The sequence below is a fragment of the Shewanella sp. Isolate8 genome (assembly GCF_022398495.1).
Lineage (GTDB): Bacteria > Pseudomonadota > Gammaproteobacteria > Enterobacterales > Shewanellaceae > Shewanella > Shewanella aquimarina.
Window position 1 is genome coordinate 1,703,415 of sequence record NZ_JAKEVI010000001.1, and the last position, 18,963, is coordinate 1,722,377.

The window sequence follows — 18,963 nt, forward strand, 5'->3', positions numbered from 1 at the left end:
CATTACCCCTAAGCTTTTTTAACAGTTAACCGTGATCCTTAGCAAATACCTGATGCCAGAACTCGGCGCCCAGCGAACTGATGACCCGGGATTCACCGTTGAGCAAGATGGCAATGCCAAGGTCCAGCTCGGGTGAGTAGGCCACTTCGGTGACATAACCCGCGACCCAACCGGCGTGATAGATGAGGCGATGGCCATTAAACTGGTAGATGCGCCAGCCCTTGCCATAATGGGCATCGTCAAGATAGCGCCTCCAATCGCGGCGGCGAAGCTCCTTAGTGGTGCGAACCCCTGGCGTGGTGATATCTTCGATTATTCTCGGTGATAGTACCTTAGGCTGGTGTCCCATGTTGGCCATCAGCCACTTGGCCATATCCTTGATACTGGCATTGACCCCAGCGGCCGGTGCCAGCTGATAGTAATTAGGTTTTACCTTAACCTGTTTAAAGCCATGTTTGGTCTTGATGTGGGGCTCGGCGCGGTTGGGGGTGTGGGTAAAGGCTTCATAGCCAATTGAGGCCGTCTTCATCGAAAGCGGTGCAAAGATGCGCTTCTCGATTAATTGCTCGTAGGACTGGCCACTTTCCTGTTCTATCGCCTGGCCGATAAAGGAGAAGGCGACATTTTGATAGCTGTAGCAGACACCAGGGGGACAGATGGGCGTGAGCTCGGCAAATTTAGGAATGATCTTGTTTAACTTAACGTTGGCATTGACCAGGTTATCGTAGCTGTTTGGCATTAGCCCAGTGCTTTGGCCTATCACATGGCCTAAGGTGATCGCCTCTGAGTCGGTTGGCACCGCCAGAGAAAATTCTGGAAGATAGTGGTTGATCGGTTGCTGCCAGCTGAGTTTATGTTCATGCACCAATTGACTGGCCAGCGCGCCGGCAAAGGTTTTAGAGACTGACGCCAGACGAAACACGGTATCGGCATTAACCTTCTTACCACTGCCCTGACGGCGTTTCCCGTAGGTATCCAGGGTGATGATGTTCTCGCCCTGGACAATCACAAAAGCGCCGCCAGGTACCTTGTTTTGTTTGAGTTGTTTGTGAAAATTTTGCTGAAAACTTTTACCTATGTTTTGGTAAGACTGCGCCCAAGCCGGAGCATTGAGAAGGAGTGCGCAGGAACACACGGCGAGAGACGAAAGGGCCGTTTTTAAAGACATTAATGAGCTACCCGAATAAGCTAATTGTTTATAGTAGTTGTTATTGCGACGTCAATGTCGTGTCAAATTATGGATAAATGTCACGACTTTGACGCCCATGCCATACTAACTAAAGCGGGAAAAAGATGTAAGCCAGGTTCGCCCATTTCCCATTACAACGGCTAAGGATTAACCGCCTCATAAATAATAGGGCGTTTTTCATACACTCTCTGGCTACAGATTTATACAAAAGACGAAAACAATCTTAGGGTTTAGTTATCGCCATCAAATAAGCGAGCTCGGCGACATTATTCACCTGCATCTTCTGCATAACTTTTTGGCGGTGGAGCTCAATGGTTCGCTGGGCTATGTTGAGTTCAGCGGCAATGACCTTGTTTAACTTACCGGCGAGCACGGCGTGCATGACTTGTTGTTCTCTCGGCGTCAGGGAGGAGATTCTTTGTGCCACACTCGATGCCTTTTCTTTATGCTGGTAGGCGTCAAGGCTCATCAATGAAGCCTTTTTCATCAAGGCTTGGAGTTTGTCGCCATCGGCGGGTTTCTCTAAGAAGTCGATGGCGCCATGTTGTAAGGCTTGTACGGCCATCGAGATAGTGCCGTGGCCGGTGAGCATGATGACACTCAGGGGGCTGTCTTGCTGCTTGATCTGCTGCAGTAACTCTATCCCATCGACACCCGGCATCTGAATATCCAAAATAGCGATCCCGGGCAGATGCAGATCTACCTGAGTTAGGAAGCAGCTTGCATTGGTGAAGGTTTGGGGGGCGTAGCCCATGCCTTCAAGCATCCACTTTAAAGAATCTAAGACGTCTTGGTCGTCATCGACTAGATAGAGATTACACATGTACGTTTTCCTTAAGAGGCAGAGTGATCACTAAGGTGAGCCCTGTGGCGAATCTGGGAAACTCATCGCCAAGTTCCTTAGGTAAGTGTTGAGTTCTCGAGGCCTCTCGATTGTTGAAGGCTCGGATCTTGCCGCCATGCTCTTCGACTATCCGTTTGCAAACCACCATACCAAGCCCCAAACCATTGGCCTTAGAGGTCTCGAAGGGGAAAAATAATCGCTCTAATGCCTGTTCACTCAGGCCGGTGCCGCTGTCGGACACGACTATCACGGCATTCTCGCTATCATTAGTTATGGCTATCGCCAGTTGCGGATCGTCAGTCTTATCCATCGCATCTAACGCGTTGCGGATCAGGTTAACAAACACCTGCTGCATTAAGCTGATATCCAGGGTCACGGTTAAAGGCCAGAGAAACAGCTTAGGGTTAAGGTCGATGCGCTTAAAATCAGGTTGCATCAGATTAAGCGTATCTTGAATGAGCTCCTTTAGATCACAGTCTTGATAAAAGCTGGGTTGCTGGCAAAATTGGCGAAAGCGTTTAATGGTGTTTTGGGCACGGTCGACCTGTTGCAATATCTTACTGAGAGCGTGTTGCAGCTCAGTTTGCTGCGCTAAGAGCCGGTAGATACTGCCTTGGGCCAGATAGCGGATACCCGCCAGCGGCTGATTCAATTCATGGGCGATGCCAGATGCCATCTCACCGGTTAGCAGCACTCTTTGGGCCCTATAGAACTGTTGTTGCTGCTCGAATAGCCTCTTTTGAGTGTTTTTATGTTGTGTCATCTCATCACTTAGTGCCTGGGTACGTTTCTTCACCAGCCGTTTAACCCTAAGGTGGTGGAGGTAGCCAAGTGCCAGGATGATGGCTATCACTAAGACCCAGGGGATCGCATCCTCGGCCAATCGTTGCCAGTTGGTGACGAAGGGCCAACGGTCTAGTTGCTGGAGCAGGGTAAATACCTGGCTATCGTCAACCGGCACAGACCAAGTGTGATAACGCCCAAGTATTGCCTGCTGATCTTGGGACTCGATGTCGAGTAAGGCCCGCACAATTTGCCGCGCGACGTCATGATCTGTCTTGCCTAATTTAGAGAAGGCATAGCCAGGATAAAGGCTGCTAGAGGCTTGACAGCTAAAGCCCGGATGAAACTGCGGCAGAAGCACATGCAACTCACCGCGGGAAAACTTGCCTTGGGCGATGGCGGATTCAAGCACGCAGCTGGGGAGTATGGCCACATCGGCGCGATCATCTCTCAGAAAGTCGAGTAACTTCTCCTGTGGAAAGCCGACAAACTCAAGTTGTCTCAGATCGTTAAGTGGATCGATTCCCGCCGTGATCATTTCTCCGGCTATGATTTGAAAACCACCAAAGGCGTTTGGGTCTGAGGAAACGACTCTCAAGCCTTCAAGATCGCTTAAGGCATTAATTTCCAGTGAGCTTCTCGAAATCAGAGCAGTGCCAACGGCCTGCTCTGGATTAGCATGATTTAGCGGTACCAGAGTCAACAGATGGCTGACGCCATAGTCCTTCTTAAAGGCCACGGTGATGAGTGCATTGCCTATGATAAAATCTAGGCTGTTATTGGAGACACGTTCAACCAGCTCATCAGGTCTGAGGGGGACAAGTTCCAGCGCAATGCCAGTCTCCTTTGTGACCCTCGCCAGGGTAGGTGCCCAGCGCTGATACACTATCTCGGGTGCCGCAAAGGCAAGCGCGCCCACTGTGTATGAGCGAGACGTTAAGGTTGCTGCTTGATTCGAATCACTGTTAGCCAATGCACTTGGTACCGGGCTTGCTACCAGAGCGACAAATAGACCTATAAACAGGCCTCTAAACAAGGAGGTGAACAGCTGTATCGATACTTTCCATAAGTGCCTTATGTGCCTTAACCTTAAGAGCTGGGCGCGCTTTAAGTACTTAAGCGCCGATAGCTTAGCTGCAGCTTCGTTTGGGTGCTGATACCAATATCGGCTATCGCTTTTTCTAGCGATAGCTCTCTGTCTGTCGCAAATAGATGTCATAGGGGCATCAATTGATTATCTCTAGACTAATTATGACCTATGATGACGAAATACCTTAATGTTTTAGTGCTTCTCAGTGATCCGTTTCACATCTGAGCGTTTATTGCGGAAAACCGCTATATAAATATTGATAACTCTTGCGAATAATTAATGAGTGGCAATGTATTACATGCTGGCTTTTATATTTGCTTTGTTTTTTATTTTATTGTTTTTATCGTTATTGCTTCTACTGTTTGTTAGGCTTTTTTATTCCCATTTCCCGGTATATTGATTAAAGCCGGTAGATCTTATTTTGTCTCCTTTAGCATTAATATACCAAATTGCCTCGATCCATGGCTGACTATTAACATACTCAAGACCCTCGTCGACAGGCATTAAGAACAACATGGTTGATATCACGTCGGCATATATTTGATTGTCGCTTAAAACAACTGTCACAGATATGCCTTCGGTCTCTGGGTAGAGGGTTTTAGGGTCTATGATATGATGGTACTTCTTTCCATCGACCATAAAGTACTTTAAGTAGTTACCACTGCTGACGACTGTTAAGTCACTGCCAGCGATGAGCTCGTGATAACGGCCTTGTTCAGACTGGCATTTGGGTGAGCGATAGTGATTCTGCCTACAGATGGGATCTTCGATAGCGATATTAAAATAGCGCCCGCTTGGGTGTAGGCCATAGTGGCGTATGTTGCCGCCGGCGTTGATAACGAACCGGCTCATGCCATCGCGTATGAGCTGATCATAGAGCTTCTCTACCATCCAGCCCTTGGCGATCCCGCCGAGATCTATGCTCATCCCTTCGGCCAGCTGGATCTTGTTGGTCTGCCTGTCCAGGTGGATCTTATCGACATCGATATGCTCTGAGGCTTGTTTTAGTGCCATTTCATCGGGAGTTGAGCAGTTATCCTTTTGTTTCTCGCACGCAAATCTTTGCGCTCGCCACAAGGCGATCACTGGCGACAGCGCGATGTTAAATCGTCCTCGACTCTGTTGATGCCAATCGATGGCCGATGCGATTAACGCCGTCAATTGAGGGTCGATATCATGACTCTGTCCTGGTGCCTCATTGACGCTTTTAACGTTGGTGACATGGGGATAGGTCGAGTAGTCCGAGGCGAGATAGTGATACTCCTGGATCACCGAAAGCGCTCGACATAGGCTCGCCCGAGTCTGCTCAGTTGGTGCTTGATAAAGGCTGATGGTGATAGAGGTGCCAAAATACTTTAATGTCGTCAGGCTTGCGGTCTGGTTATCTAAGGTGATCACCGCATTATCTTCACAGCTGTAGTAACTATCTAATATTTCTGACGAGTATTTTTCTTTCGCCAGTTTGAATACATCCTCGTCACTTGCGGCAAAAACGGATGTAGCCGTCAAACAGGCTATTATAAAAATACTGGCGAGCAGCGCTGGCTTTATCATTCACATTAAACTCTTTAAATAATTCAGGTGATCAATATAAATCATGTCTTACAGTGAAATATAAACAGGATGTTTGTTTTTGTTAAGCAGATCAAAATAACAAACAATAAGATCTAAACCTGCGGTTTTCCGTAGTTGTTGCCAAATTTAGATTACTTATGCTTGCAAGTAATTTCTCGCAGTACAGGTAATTAACAATGGCAATGTCCAATAAATTAAAAAAAACAATCATAGTATCGAGTATTGGGTTGGCAACATTATCTGCCCTTGGCTGTGCCTCTTCGCACACTCAAGGCAAATACGTTGACGGCACTCATCTGGTTCAGGCCAAAGGGAAGAAAAGCCAAATCGTATTAGAGATCAAGGTCGATCAGGGCAAGATTGTCGATATCAAGACCAAGTCTCACAAGGAGACAGAGTCACTCTATCTAAATGCGGAGCGTCTACTGCCGAGGATTGTTGCCAACAATGGCCATGAAGGCATAGATGCGATATCAGGCGCCACTTACTCCTCTAACGGCATTCTAAAAGCTGTCAATGATCTGCCGCGCGCTAGCGGTGTGCAACCAGAATATGTGGCCGTTGGAGCGAAAGAGGAGCAAGGTGATGATTTCAAGCTCAAGTGGTCTATTCAGCCTAAGTTAGGTCTGCTAGTAGGAGACTATTACTACGAGGAGGCGAGATTCCGTCAGGGTCACATGGGTAGCATGACCATAGTGACCAACAGCCAGGATAGAAACGACATTATCTTGGCTGAGTTCAACGAGAGCGGCCGACCAAACTATTACACGCGCCTGTATCAAGACGTCCCTAAACGCATGTCTGAATATAACTTTTCGATGGGAAAGAAGAAGGGCACTGCCTGGGTACAGTCTGCCTTGACCATGGAAAAGCTCATGGTTGAACAAGATAAATTAACCTTCGAACCCAACCCTAATCATGATCCTAAGTTAGCCAACAAGTTAAAAGAACCTAATCGACTCAAATATTTAGGAATCGACGTCGTTGCCGGTGCCTCTAACAGCATTCAACAGTCGATGATCCCACTGACGGCAAAGATCCATCACAAGATTCATGGCGAAGGCACGACGCTGAAATTTTATCAACTTGCTGAAAAACTCGTTGACGAAAAAGGCCGCTGGACAGGTATCACGGCGATGTTGCGCCTGGTGGTAGACCCAGCCTCAAAGCAGATCGTTAAGGCCCATTTTGACGAGATCTTCGCAGATGAGAAGGCGCAGATTCAGGATGCTTCACTGAAGAAATTCTATCGCCAGTCGAAGTACGACTCTATCAACTATTCAGAGCCTGCACGCATAGGTTTTAACGTGATGATCGATGCGTTAAATGCGCACCTACAAGCCGGTGGCTCGCTATTTGACATCAATGACCTGCCGGCGACTGGAGATAGCGGAAACTATGCGGCGACGGGATTTACCAAACGCTCTAGCTCTTGGGATATCTACCTTAACCAGGCCGAGCAACTCTATAAAAAGATGCGTCTAGATGGTGTGATCGCCGAGCACAAGCATCCAGCAGCTAAATAACAACACTAAGCCTAAAAGAGATGATGATTATGAAAACTTTCCCACTTACATTATTGGCGACTAGCCTGTTTGTCGCCCCTCAGGTCATGGCCGAAGAACTTGTCGATTTTTATGGCCGACTCGATTATTCGGTAACACATTCCGACAGCGGTAGCGCGACCCATAGCGGCAAAAGCGGGACTATTCTCGAGAACAACTTCAGCCGTATCGGGGTGAAAGGGCAGACTGCGCTGACCACAGACTGGTCACTATTTTACAAGATTGAGGTTGGGGTGAATGGTGCCCAGCAAGATAAAGCGAGTAAGCCATTTTCTGCCCGTCCAACCTTTATCGGCTTTAAACATTCAAGCATGGGACAACTAGCGGTTGGGCGCATCGATCCCGTATTTAAAATGAGTAAGGGTTTTGCCGATGCCTTTGATAACTATAGCCTAAAGCATGATCGGCTAATGCCTGGCGATAAGCGCCATGGTGACTCATTGGAATACAAGAGCCCTAAGTGGAACAAGCTACAATTGGGTGTGAGTTACCTGATGGAAGACAACTACTTTAACGACTCTGATCTGCGTAAAGATAACGGTAACTATCAAATCGCTGTGACCTATGCGGATAAGTTCTTTAAAACGAGTAACTTTTATCTTGGCGTTGCCTATTCCGACGGCATCGAAGACATTAAAGCCACTCGTTTAGTCGGCCATGTGAAATTCGATAAGCTAAAGCTAGGCACCATCATTCAGCAAACCGAACTTGCTAATCCGACTAAGCCACATTATCAAGACCGTGACGGTGTCGGTTACATCCTTAGCGCCACTTATCAGATCGAACAGCTGTTGTTGAAGGCTCAGTACGGTAGCGATGATTCAGGTACGGGCAAAATCGCGGGCCGTGTGTACGATGCGCTGGGCGAGTCGGCCCTGGTCGTGCCTGAAGTTTCACAATGGGCGGTTGGCGCCGAGTACCGTTTATCTAAATCTGCTCGTATCCACACCGAAATTGGTCAATTTGACGTGAAGCAATACCAAGATTTTGATGACACCATCGTCAGCCTAGGTTTCCGTTACGATTTTTAGTCTGTAGAGACAGTATAAATAACTCCCCGGCGCATGGACGCGCCACTATTCACCTAACTCTCGTTACACCTAAGTCTTTAAACATTAGTCTTTATACATCTCACTTTACACATCTCGCTTCACTCATCTTTCTTCCTGTTCGCTGTCGAATGTATAGCTTGCTGAGGTTTATCTAAAGTGGCTATCATAGCCAGCTGACTGACGTTGAGCGCACTAATAATAACAGGGAGTCCCATGCAAATTGAAAACAGCGAGCGTTTACGCTTTGAGGTGGTCACCAAAGAAGATGCACAGCTTCTATTCGATCTAAACCAAGACCCAGAGGTGATGCGCTATATCAATGGCGGCAAGCCTTCGACCATGGCAGAAATTGAAGACTATTTTATTCCTCGCATCGAAGGCTTTACCAACCTTGATACCGGCTGGGGACTTTGGAAGGTCACCGCACTCGCCACCGAGACAAGCCTTGGCGATAGTTTTATCGGTTGGATCTTAGTGCGGCCGATGGATTTCTATACCGATGCGCCAAAACTTGAGGATCTCGAGGTAGGTTGGCGCTTTACCCAGGCCAGTTGGGGTAAGGGCTATGCCACAGAAGCGGCCAAGGCGGTTTGCCAGGCTTTGGTAGAACACTCTCAGTCTAATGGCAACCCTGTTACGCATTTCAGCGCCATCGCCGATCCGGCCAACAAGGGCTCAATTAACATAATGACCAAGCTTGGCATGCAGTATATTAAAAACGATAGCGTCGATACCCCTGACGGTGAGGTAGAGGTGGTGCTATACCGCATGTCCGTTTAAGAGCGCATGACTGAGAGATATACGGCGAGGATGGAATGTTTTCTCATCCGGCGCCATCTGGCCTATATTTATGCTGCTCAATTATCTTGAACCCTGGCATTAGACTAGCGTCTAACCAATTAAAGGCAGGGGAGTAATGTAAATTGATTTTCCTTTTGATAAAATGCCGCAAAATTTACTGTGAGAGTTAACTATGCCAATGTACGTTGTGGGTCATAAGATCCCAGATTCAGATTCAATTTGTGGTGCGATTGCACTGGCTTACCTGAAGAACCAAATCGGCGAAGAGGCCATTGCCGCTCGCCTGGGTGAGCCATCACCAGAAACCGCCTTTATCCTGGAACGCTTTGGTTTTGAAGCCCCGCTGTATAAAGAGCACTACGCCGGTGAGCAGGTTTATATCGTAGACCACTCTGAGCTGACTCAGGCGCCTGATGATATCGCCGAGGCGACCATTGTCGGTATCGTCGATCACCATAAGCTAGGTGACCTGACGACTTCTACACCGCTTGAGTGTTGGATCCGCCCAGTGGGTTGCAGTAACACAGTGATCAAGATGATGTACGACTTCTACAACGTCGAGATCCCAAAAAACATCGCCGGCATCATGATGTGTGCCATCCTGAGCGATACAGTGATTTTCAAGTCGCCAACTTGTACCACGGCCGATATCAAGTGTGTCGAAGCCCTGGCTGAGATCGCAGGTATCGAAGACTACAAGGCGCTAGGCATGGAGATGTTTAAGGTTAAGTCGGCTGTAGAAGGCACGCCGGTTCGCGATCTTGTGATGCGCGACTTTAAAGACTTCAACATGAACGGTAACCTGGTTGGTATTGGCCAACTAGAAGTGATCGACCTGTCTGTTTTTGATCAGGTTAAGGCTGAACTTGAAGCCGATATCGCGGCGCTTAAGGCCGAAGGCAATCGCCACAGCGTACTGCTGCTACTCACCGACATCATGAAAGAAGGCTCAGAGATGTTGGTCGTATCCGATGATGCCGATCTGACCGAGCGCGCCTACGGTAAGGCGACCGAGAACGGTCGTGTCTGGCTCGACGGCGTCCTTAGCCGTAAGAAGCAGGTGGTTCCGCCACTGCAAGAAGCCTTTGCCTAATTGCGGTAATCGCACAGATAAAAAAAGCCGGTCTCGTACCGGCTTTTTTATTGGTTAATGATTTGGATTCTAATCCTTTAGTCTTTAATCCTTAAACCTTCGCCTTTTGAGTGCGCTTAACGTGATCTCTTAGCTTCTGCAATCTGACATCGGCCAGGGCATAGAGGCTGTCTTTGGGATAATCTTCGAACTCAAAGTCGCGCTCACCGGCCGGGATGCCAGTTAAGATCTCAACCGCTTCATTAACGTGATCGATCGCCCAGATGGCAAACTCTCCCTTTTTAACGGCTTCGACGATATCACTTCTTAACATGAGGTTTTGCACATTGATGCGAGGAATGATCACCCCTTGAGCCTGATGGCGTCCCTTTATCTTACAGACATCGAAAAAGCCTTCGATCTTCTCGTTTACTCCCCCTATGGGCTGCGCCTGACCAAATTGGTTCATCGAACCTGTGATGGCAACATCCTGACGCAGTGGTACCTTGGCAAATGCAGATACGATGGCGCACAGCTCGGCCATAGAGGCACTATCACCGTCGACGCCCGAATAGTTTTGCTCAAAGGTGAGGTGAGTCGTAAGCGGGATCTTATCCGTCTGGCCGAAGATAGTCGAAAGATAAGCGGTTAAAATCATCACGCCTTTTGAGTGGATCTGACCGCCGAGTTCTACCTTGCGCTCGATATCAAATACGGCGCCTTCACCGAGGGAAACGCTGGCGGTGATACGACTCGGGGCGCCAAATTGATGATCCGATGTCGCCACCACAGACAAAGCGTTGATCTGACCCACCACGCTGTCTTGCGTATCGATAAGGGTTGTGCCGTTGATAAAGCTCTGCATCACATGGTCGCGCAGACGACAGACCCTGAGTTCATGGTTATGCAGCGCCTGCTCCACATGGCCGGCGCGTATCATGTTCGACTTACTGGTGCGGGCCACATAGTTAGATTCACGCAGCAAGTTGGCGATATCCGCCGAATGTAGCGACAACTTGTTTTGGGCATCGGCCTGGCGCGCGCTGAACTCTATGATACGTTTTATCGCGCCGCGGTCACAGTGCAGCATCTTGTTGCCCACGACGATACTGGAGATAAATTTCGCGTACTGCACCTCGGAGGCATCGGTACGTGGCATCTCATCTTCAAAATCGGCAGTGACTCTGAATAGCTCTTTAAATTCAGGGTCATAGTGCTGCAATAACTGGTAGGTCTGGTAATCACCAAAAAGAATAATCTTCACATCTAACGGGATAGCTTCAGGATCCAGGGAGATGGTGCCCGACAACGTCACCTCGCGCTCGAGGGAGCTCAGGCTGAGTTTTCGTGAGCGAAGCGCGCGCTTCAGACCGTCCCACACATAGGGCTGTTCCAATACCTTGATGGCGTCGATCATCAACACGCCGCCGTTGGCCTTATGCAGGCTACCAGGGCGGATCAGGGAGAAATCGGAAAAGATAGTGCCTTTATAGGTCGCGTTTTCGATATAGCCGAAGATGTTGTGATAGTTGGGACTCTCCTCAATCACAATCGGCATGGGGATATCGCCATGGTTAACCAGTACATTGACCTGGTAGCGCCGCGGCATCTTCTTGGCCAATGAGGCGTAGGAGAGGGCGATCTGCTCTTCATTTTGCTCGAGGAAGATATCCAGATTATCTAAGATATCTTTGTGCATCTCATTAAGGTGAGCCTTCACCTCGGGATATTGAGCATAACTTTCCTTCAAAGGTTCAAGCAGATGCACTAACACTTCCTGGGCTACCTGCTCGTCTTGCTTCTGCTGTTTATCCGAGTAGCTCTCTTCCCAGGCGGTGAACTTACGCACCACCTCACGCAGCTTAGACTCTAATGAACCGATGTTTTTCTCGAGTCTGGCCTGTTCCTTAGCGCTAAGCTCGGCAAAGCTCGACTCGGTGTGAGGCTCCTCGCCATTCATGGCAACCAGCTCGTAGCTGCCCTGAGGGTTGATAGACAGGCTGATCTGCTTAGCGGCGGCCTCTTTGGTGATCTGACCCAGTGCCGACTCCTGCTTGTCGGCCAACTGCGCCTTTAGCTTTTCGGCCCGTGAATAGTAGAGCTCGTTGTCAAAGGCTAAGGGGAGGGCTTTGACCAGGCGTTTCATCAAGTTTTCGATGTCGGCCTTGAAGGCCTGGGCCTGACCTCTAGGTAGCTTGAGCACCTTAGGGGTTCGGGCATCGTCAAAGTTCACCACATAACACCAGTCGAACAGCTGGTGATGACCGTTAGGGTCATACCTGTCCAGGTAACGCATCACCATAGTGCGCTTACCCAGACCATTTCGGCCGATGGCGTAGATGTTATAGCCTTTGTCTTTCATCGACATGGCAAACTCTACTGCCTGTTGGGCCCGTTCCTGGCCAACGATCTCATTTAGCGGCGTCAACTGTTTTGTCGATTTAATACTGGGATCGAGTAGGGCGAGTGTAGAAGAACGATAAAGCTTGTCACTGGCAAGAGGAGAAATTGACATAGGCGAGTGCCCTCATATGACAAATATTAAGCCCAGTGTAGGCAGCTCATTTTTCAATTTACAATCATTTTTTATGTTGAAAGAGGTATTTAGGCGTATCAAGCGGGTCGTTCGCTCATTATCTGTACAAATAGCGGTAGCCTGGTGCAATACCTCGTCATGATGATGATTTTGACAATTCATGAGCACAACACCGATTTAATTTAAATCCCGCAACGCCAGTCTAACTTGTTAATATAGCACTCGTAGTTAACACAACTATACTCTTGTTAGGTACAGGGAATGTCAGTTTAAATAAGAAGAGACCCTTGATATGCCGTATGACGCGTCCAATTTACATCCTGATCTGCTCCAGTGCCTCGCCAGCGACAGTTATCTGTTGCAGCTGACATTAGATTCCCTACCTGTGCCTATCTTTTATAAAGATAAGGATGGTGTATACTTGGGCTGTAACAAGGCGTTCGAGTCTTTCATCAAGCTTACCCGAGAAGAGTTAATTGGTAAGAGTGTGTACGAGCTTTTCGACGATGAGCTCGCCGAAGTCTACCAAAGGGCCGATCAGGCGCTTTTCGATAATCCCGGCGTGCAGATCTATGAAAAACAGATAAAAACGCTCGAAGGGGACTCGGTTTTTGTCCGTTTTCATAAGACAAGTTTTAATGATTATCGAGGCGAAGTGGCTGGCCTGATAGGTGTAATCTTTGATATTACAGAGCAAAAGGCATTAGAAGAACAGCTTACGCACCATGCCATCTATGACGACCTCACTCAGTTTTACAACCGCCGCGAAGGTATCGCCATTGGCGAACGTCTGTATCACGCCTGCAGTCAACAGCAGGGAGAACTGGGGGTCATCCTTATAGATGTCGATTATTTCAAGTTGATCAACGACACCTACGGCCACATGGTCGGCGACGAAGCACTGCGTCATATTGCCGCGACATTAAAGCGACAACAAGATCCCGAGGATATATTGATGCGCTGGGGCGGTGAAGAGTTTGTCGTCTTGGTTAATCGACCCTTTGGTACAGACAAGGATTTTGAGATCTACCTTAAAGACACTGCACAAGTCTATTGCGATGCGATTAGAAAGAATCGTTTTCAGATAGGCGATGACTCACTGCAGATCACTTTTAGCTGTGGCCTAAGCTCGTTCGAGCCGGGTAAGAGCCTGACGCAGATGCTACACGACGCAGACGCTGCGCTATACAGAGCTAAAGATGCAGGGCGAGATAATGTAAGCTGGTAACTTACATTGCCCGCAAAGTCTATTTAACATAATATACATTGTGCGCATTAATGTATCTAAGACTGTGCTGGAGAGTGAGCCAGATATCAATCTTACAAAGACTAGCCTATATGCCATTTCTACTTTCACTTTTGATTTTGCCATATCGGCGTATAGCCTAAAAGCTATCTGTCTCGAATACGCCCACTAAAATGAACAATTTAAATAATACTAAGTCCTTTCTCTTCTTTTATCAGTGCTATCTCTTTTTATGGGAATAGAGATTCAGCTCATTTAGCTGAGTTACAGTTGCTACAGTATCGCTATTCTTTTTCATACAAAGCGAATTTACTAAGACTGGCATCTCAACAAGCGCTCCGAGTCGATATCTTAATTCAGCTACTGGCCTTTAGGCAGTCCGTTAAAGAATCGTCTTGCCTTTCCTAAAGTCCTTATTGGTATCTAACGCATTGAGATATTCTTTCTGTGGAGCATTCTAATCAGCATCCAGGGTTTTACTTGCCTTGGATTGCTCAATCATTAGGCGTTGCTACGTGAAATCTGGTGGGTAATCCCCTTGTTTGAGCAATTTCATGCACGTAGCGACGCGTTTAATTTGTGTTGGTTTTTCCTGGGTCAGCTATCATAACCTTCGATCAGCAAGCACTTGGAAAGCTATGGTTAGTTTAGATGTTCTAGGTGTTACGGGGATTAGGAACCAACCAGGTTTGAGGGGTTGATCGTTTCGGTGCGTTACTTTGAATGCTTTACCTAATTTTAAACATTTAGATGTTTAATCTGGGGGCTTTCAATAGAGGAGTAATGCAAAACAGCGCGCATGACTAACCTAACTGCAGTACAGAACCTGGCCACCAATATGTAATCGGCACGTCTTTGTAACTTACCAGATGATTCAATTTAGCCCCTCAGATGCAAACGCTCAAAAGTAACCTAAGGGATCTTAAAAGTAACCTAAGGATCTTAAAAGTAACCTAAGGATCTTAGACGTCTTGATATTGAGAATCGCATATAGAATAAGAGTTGCTAGTCAGAATAATTGCTAAAAAGATATTTTAGTCAGATGCCGATAATGATACTTATCGGCATTAAGCGATTTGAAAAATGGCACGCCATTCTAATAGTTAAAAGTCTGGTCAAAATTCACGCACCCGGTCATCATAATATTTTTAGGTTGGCAGAAACTTTTAGTTAAGCATTAACTAAAGCGTCATATGAGTGACATGGAATCGCAAAACAGCCTATTTAAACTGATATCGTCAACTCAAATTAGAGCCCTGTCTATTAAGTCTTTCCTGTTTGAGATACTTAAGCGATGCGACCGCTTTAGGCTCCCTACCCGTGTCTGCCCGGACACGGGATTTTTTGATCATTCTATGCCGGCTAATCTATCCAAAGGCTTATTGGCTGCACTCTGGTGCCTCTCCGCCTGAGACGTGTGAAGATACTGAGATGTGGTATCGATGCTCTCATGCCCTGCATCGGCCTGAACGTGGGAAAGCGGCCTGCCATTAAGGTTGATATCGTGCGTGATCCCCGTGTGGCGGATACTATGCACTGTCAACTTTCGCATCACTTCTGCATCTTCTAAAAGTCCATCTTCTTCGGCGACATCGGCGGCCTGATTGATAAGCGACTGTACAGACTCCCTCACCTGGCGAATGCCTAGGTTGGCATCGATCAATCCCGCCTCCCGCCCCCGCCCGGCAGCTCTATGGCGAACAAAAATTGGGGTTTGTTCCTGATAGCTAGGTAAAGGTGCCAGGCCTAAAAACTTTCTGTACTGTTTTAGCGCGGTCAATAACGCATTAGACAAGGGAATTTGTCGCTGTTTGCCGCCTTTACTCTTGGGGATATGAAAACGCCAGATCCCTGTCTGCTTATCCTGCTTAAATTGACCCATGATAGGACTGTAACCTGCTCGTGCACTCACATCAGACACCCGCAGATAGCAACCGTATATCAACTTAATCAAAAACAGACTACGTTGATGCTGCTCTGGGTCAACCTTGGCTAGCCGTTCAACGGTTGAGATCACGTAGGACCATTGCAACTCGGTAAAGGCGAGACCAATGCCCTCCTCTTCGCTCATGGCAAACTTTCGCTTATGGGCAAACTTTGAATGGTTCATCCAGGCCTGAGCAGGATTGCGCTCGCAGTAATCTTCCGCCATCAAGAAGCCATAGAATGAGGAGAGAATCGCCATCTTAGTCTTCAGGGCATTATCGCTGAGGTGATATTTTTCGCCTCGCTTGCCGACAAAGGGCCGCCATAACGGATTGGGGACTCGCTGCTGACTCGCCTTGTCGAGTTTAAACTGGGCGACATTAAATTGACCGATCAGGTCTTGTGGTGGTGACTGGCAGTAAGCGACAAATTTATCCATGTCTCGCCTGCTGATCTGCCCGGGCGACTGCCGAACTACATCGAAGCACCAATGTAGGAAGCAGGTAATTTCACTGCGAAAGCTCTTATAGCTATTTTCGTTTTCTCGCTGCGCGAAAAGAAGATCCGACGCCAGTTCATAAACATAGCCCGCATCTTCGACGCAGTTCATGGTAATTGCCGTAACATGCTGATTGACAGTGGGATTACCTATTTCGATATAGTCTATAGCTTCAAATAAGGGGATGGCGTGCAAGAGTCGACTCCATAAAATTGAGGCACTTAAGTTTCGCTCAACCTACTATAACAATAAAACATACAAAATATTCAATAGAATACGACACTTAGGGGAACAATTACTCACCTGCTTAAGATTCAAACTCTAGCTTGAATAAAAATATGCCGGAACCGTTACTCTACCCGCTATGCCTAAGCCATCCTTTATCTTGACGGAGCTGGCTAACTGCCTCATTTATTCTACAATTTTAATTTCTTGCCAGTCTAATTTCTCCAGCCAAATTGAGCGCAAGTTACTACACTAAATATTAAGGTCTATTAAATTCACCTAAGAGGGGTACGGATGCTGATTGATATGGCAAAAAAGAGTCCACTGTTCTCAGGTAAAAAGAAAGCAGCCGAAACAGAAACAGGACCGGCCTGGCGCATACTCATCGTCGACGATGAGCCCGATGTACACACGGTAACCAAGCTGGCACTGTCTAGGTTCAAGCTAGATAACCGCGGCATCGAGTTTATTAATGCCTATAGCGGCGAAGAAGCTAAGCGCGTGTTACAAGAAGAAAAAGACGTGGCCATGGCGTTTATCGATGTGGTCATGGAGAGCGATCATGCCGGTCTTGAGCTGGTAAAATGGATCCGCGAAGAACATAACAATCAAAGCATAAGATTGATCCTACGCACCGGCCAGCCCGGGCAAGCGCCGGAAGAAGATGTAATCGTTAATTACGACATTAACGATTACAAGGCCAAAGCCGAACTGGATTCTCGTAAGCTGATCACCAGCGTCTACTCTGCCCTAAGAAGTTACCGCGACATCATGGAAATCGAAGCGGCCAAGCAGACGCAGATTCGCTACCGCGAGGGACTAGAACGAGTCGTTAAGGCCACCTCCGGCCTGTTTGAGTTGAGAACGCTGCATCATTTTGCCGATGGCCTGTTAACTCAGGTGGCCAATCTCCTCAACCTCAACAATGAGACCCTGCTGTTAACCTGCAATGCCATCGACGCAATGAGCAAAGAGTTAAGTACAGACAAACTCCACATCTTGGCTGGCACCGGCCAATTTGCCAGTCACCATGAAAAAGCCATCCCCGAACCTATAGAGAAATTACTCAAACGCGCCTTGGAGGAAAAGGCTTGTCTGTATGAGGACAACTTGTTCGTCGGTTACTTCCCCGCCAAGAGCGGTTGGATTAACCTGCTATATATGGACAACATACATGCGATTGGGGACTTGGATAAGAAACTTATCGACATCTTTGCCATCAATGTGGGGGTTGCTTTTGAAAACCTGCTGCTAAACAAAGAGCTCGAAGACACCCAGTCAGAACTCATCTTCCGCTTGGGTGATGTGGTCGAGAGCCGCTCAAAAGAGGCCGCCAACCATGTTAAGCGTATGGCCGAATACTGCTATACCCTGGCAAAATTGGCAGGCCTAGACGATCAACAGGCGGATCTGATTAAACACGCGTCGCCGATGCACGATATCGGCAAAATAGCGACCCCGGATTCTGTGCTTTTAAAGCCGGGTAAATTAACTGATGAAGAGTGGCAGATCATGCGCCAGCACCCAGCCATCGGCCATCAGATCTTGGGAAATTCCGAGCGCCCTATCCTCAACGCCGCTGCAATTATCGCCCTACAACATCATGAGAAGTATGATGGCAGTGGTTACCCTGATGGCTTGAAAGGAGAAGAGATTCATATCTTTGCGCGCATTGTCGCTATCGCGGACGTATTTGACGCCCTATCCCACAAACGTTGTTATAAACCCGCTTGGCCGCTAGATGAGGTGATTGAAGAGATTGCAAAAGGTTCGGGTACCCATTTCGACCCAGAACTAACCACGCTCTTCATCGACAACATAGAACATTTCAATAAGGTGCGATTAGCCCTGTCTGATGCCAATTAGCGAGTGCTATCGTTGAGCTGGAATGGGAACGAGTTTGGCTAACGCAGCGATCTTCGATTAGATCCTATTTTTTTATAATAGGATCTAGGGCTAGCTCACTACACAAAGCAACCTGTACAATTTTTAGTCGTTACGGCCTGGGTTATCGGCCAAGAAGTCGTACATAACTGTCTTAGACTGACCGCCTATCTCGAAGCTAGCGATAAGACGCCACACCATATAATTGCTGCTGCAAGAGCCGTATATTAGCGTTCCTTGATAGGCATTTTTAGCCGTTTCACTTAAAATAACTGGAATAACGCCCATAAACATATCTCTGCCCTCAACCCTTACCTTGAGGTTATCAAGTGTTGCACCACTACTTAAGGTCACAGACAAGGGTTTTTCGCTTGGTACATCTGCTGGAGAAATCGCCAGCGAAATAAGGGTTTCGCCTACCTGCTTATCGCAAGCGCCTCGATGAAAATCGCATAGGCTGGTGTCGATTTCAAAGGTGGCTTCAGTCGCGGATTTTACCTCTTGTTCAGGTGCTTTTTGGGGCTTTTCACAACCTGTTGCCAAGACCATCAAAAACAGGCTCGCAACGAGCGAAGTAACGGGGAAGTGTCGATTCAGTAGCACAATTATTAACCTTTTGAATCATAGTGTTTACATTCTATCCAGGTAGTTTGATCTGGATCAATATCCCTGGCCG

General features: G+C 47.6%; 13 protein-coding genes. 6 read left to right on the forward strand and 7 right to left on the reverse strand.

Going from position 1 to position 18,963, the window contains the following annotated elements; translation table 11 throughout:
• Window positions 1–25 precede the first annotated feature (25 nt).
• The 4 genes from L1D43_RS07495 to L1D43_RS07510 all read right to left on the reverse strand — a co-directional run bounded on the left by L1D43_RS07495 (window position 26) and on the right by L1D43_RS07510 (window position 5,460).
• Window positions 26–1,168, reverse strand: a complete 1,143-nt coding sequence (locus tag L1D43_RS07495; protein ID WP_239850529.1) for a serine hydrolase domain-containing protein — start codon at window positions 1,166–1,168, stop codon at window positions 26–28.
• A 244-nt stretch (window positions 1,169–1,412) separates the two neighbouring features.
• Entirely contained in the window at window positions 1,413–2,012 is a 600-nt protein-coding gene (locus tag L1D43_RS07500) for a response regulator (protein WP_239850530.1), read from the reverse strand.
• Entirely contained in the window at window positions 2,005–3,789 is a 1,785-nt protein-coding gene (locus tag L1D43_RS07505) for a PhnD/SsuA/transferrin family substrate-binding protein (RefSeq protein WP_239850531.1), read from the reverse strand. Before L1D43_RS07505 ends, L1D43_RS07500 begins: the two co-directional genes overlap by 8 nt.
• A 492-nt stretch (window positions 3,790–4,281) precedes the next feature.
• Window positions 4,282–5,460 (reverse strand): FAD:protein FMN transferase, encoded by a 1,179-nt coding sequence (locus L1D43_RS07510; protein ID WP_239850532.1) that lies wholly within the window; start codon window positions 5,458–5,460, stop codon window positions 4,282–4,284.
• 197 nt (window positions 5,461–5,657) lie between these two features.
• Between L1D43_RS07510 and L1D43_RS07515 the strand changes: the two genes are divergently transcribed.
• From L1D43_RS07515 to L1D43_RS07530, 4 genes are all read left to right on the forward strand, one after another.
• Complete coding sequence (locus tag L1D43_RS07515) at window positions 5,658–7,007, forward strand: FMN-binding protein (RefSeq protein ID WP_239850533.1); 1,350 nt, start codon at window positions 5,658–5,660, stop codon at window positions 7,005–7,007.
• A 29-nt stretch (window positions 7,008–7,036) separates the two neighbouring features.
• Entirely contained in the window at window positions 7,037–8,077 is a 1,041-nt protein-coding gene (locus L1D43_RS07520) for a porin (RefSeq protein ID WP_041511260.1), read from the forward strand.
• A gap of 234 nt (window positions 8,078–8,311) precedes the next feature.
• On the forward strand, window positions 8,312–8,878 hold the full coding sequence (locus L1D43_RS07525; protein WP_239850534.1) for a GNAT family N-acetyltransferase: 567 nt from the start codon (window positions 8,312–8,314) through the stop codon (window positions 8,876–8,878).
• A gap of 193 nt (window positions 8,879–9,071) precedes the next feature.
• Complete coding sequence (locus L1D43_RS07530) at window positions 9,072–9,992, forward strand: manganese-dependent inorganic pyrophosphatase (protein ID WP_011865773.1); 921 nt, start codon at window positions 9,072–9,074, stop codon at window positions 9,990–9,992.
• Window positions 9,993–10,083: 91 nt separating this feature from the next.
• On the opposite strand, the gene L1D43_RS07535 is transcribed toward L1D43_RS07530, so the two are convergent.
• Window positions 10,084–12,486, reverse strand: a complete 2,403-nt coding sequence (locus L1D43_RS07535) for an ATP-binding protein (RefSeq protein ID WP_239850535.1) — start codon at window positions 12,484–12,486, stop codon at window positions 10,084–10,086.
• A 313-nt stretch (window positions 12,487–12,799) separates the two neighbouring features.
• Here L1D43_RS07535 and L1D43_RS07540 point away from each other — a divergent pair, with 313 nt between their 5' ends.
• Window positions 12,800–13,735, forward strand: a complete 936-nt coding sequence (locus tag L1D43_RS07540; protein WP_239850536.1) for a GGDEF domain-containing protein — start codon at window positions 12,800–12,802, stop codon at window positions 13,733–13,735.
• A gap of 1,366 nt (window positions 13,736–15,101) precedes the next feature.
• Here the strand turns inward: L1D43_RS07540 and L1D43_RS07545 are convergent.
• Window positions 15,102–16,373, reverse strand: a complete 1,272-nt coding sequence (locus tag L1D43_RS07545; protein WP_239850537.1) for a site-specific integrase — start codon at window positions 16,371–16,373, stop codon at window positions 15,102–15,104.
• A 324-nt stretch (window positions 16,374–16,697) separates the two neighbouring features.
• Here L1D43_RS07545 and L1D43_RS07550 point away from each other — a divergent pair, with 324 nt between their 5' ends.
• Complete coding sequence (locus tag L1D43_RS07550; RefSeq protein WP_239850538.1) at window positions 16,698–18,269, forward strand: DUF3369 domain-containing protein; 1,572 nt, start codon at window positions 16,698–16,700, stop codon at window positions 18,267–18,269.
• Window positions 18,270–18,392: 123 nt separating this feature from the next.
• Here L1D43_RS07550 and L1D43_RS07555 read toward each other — a convergent pair whose 3' ends face one another.
• A complete protein-coding gene (locus tag L1D43_RS07555; RefSeq protein WP_239850539.1) occupies window positions 18,393–18,890 on the reverse strand; it encodes a hypothetical protein in 498 nt (165 codons plus the stop codon).
• Window positions 18,891–18,963 lie beyond the last annotated feature (73 nt).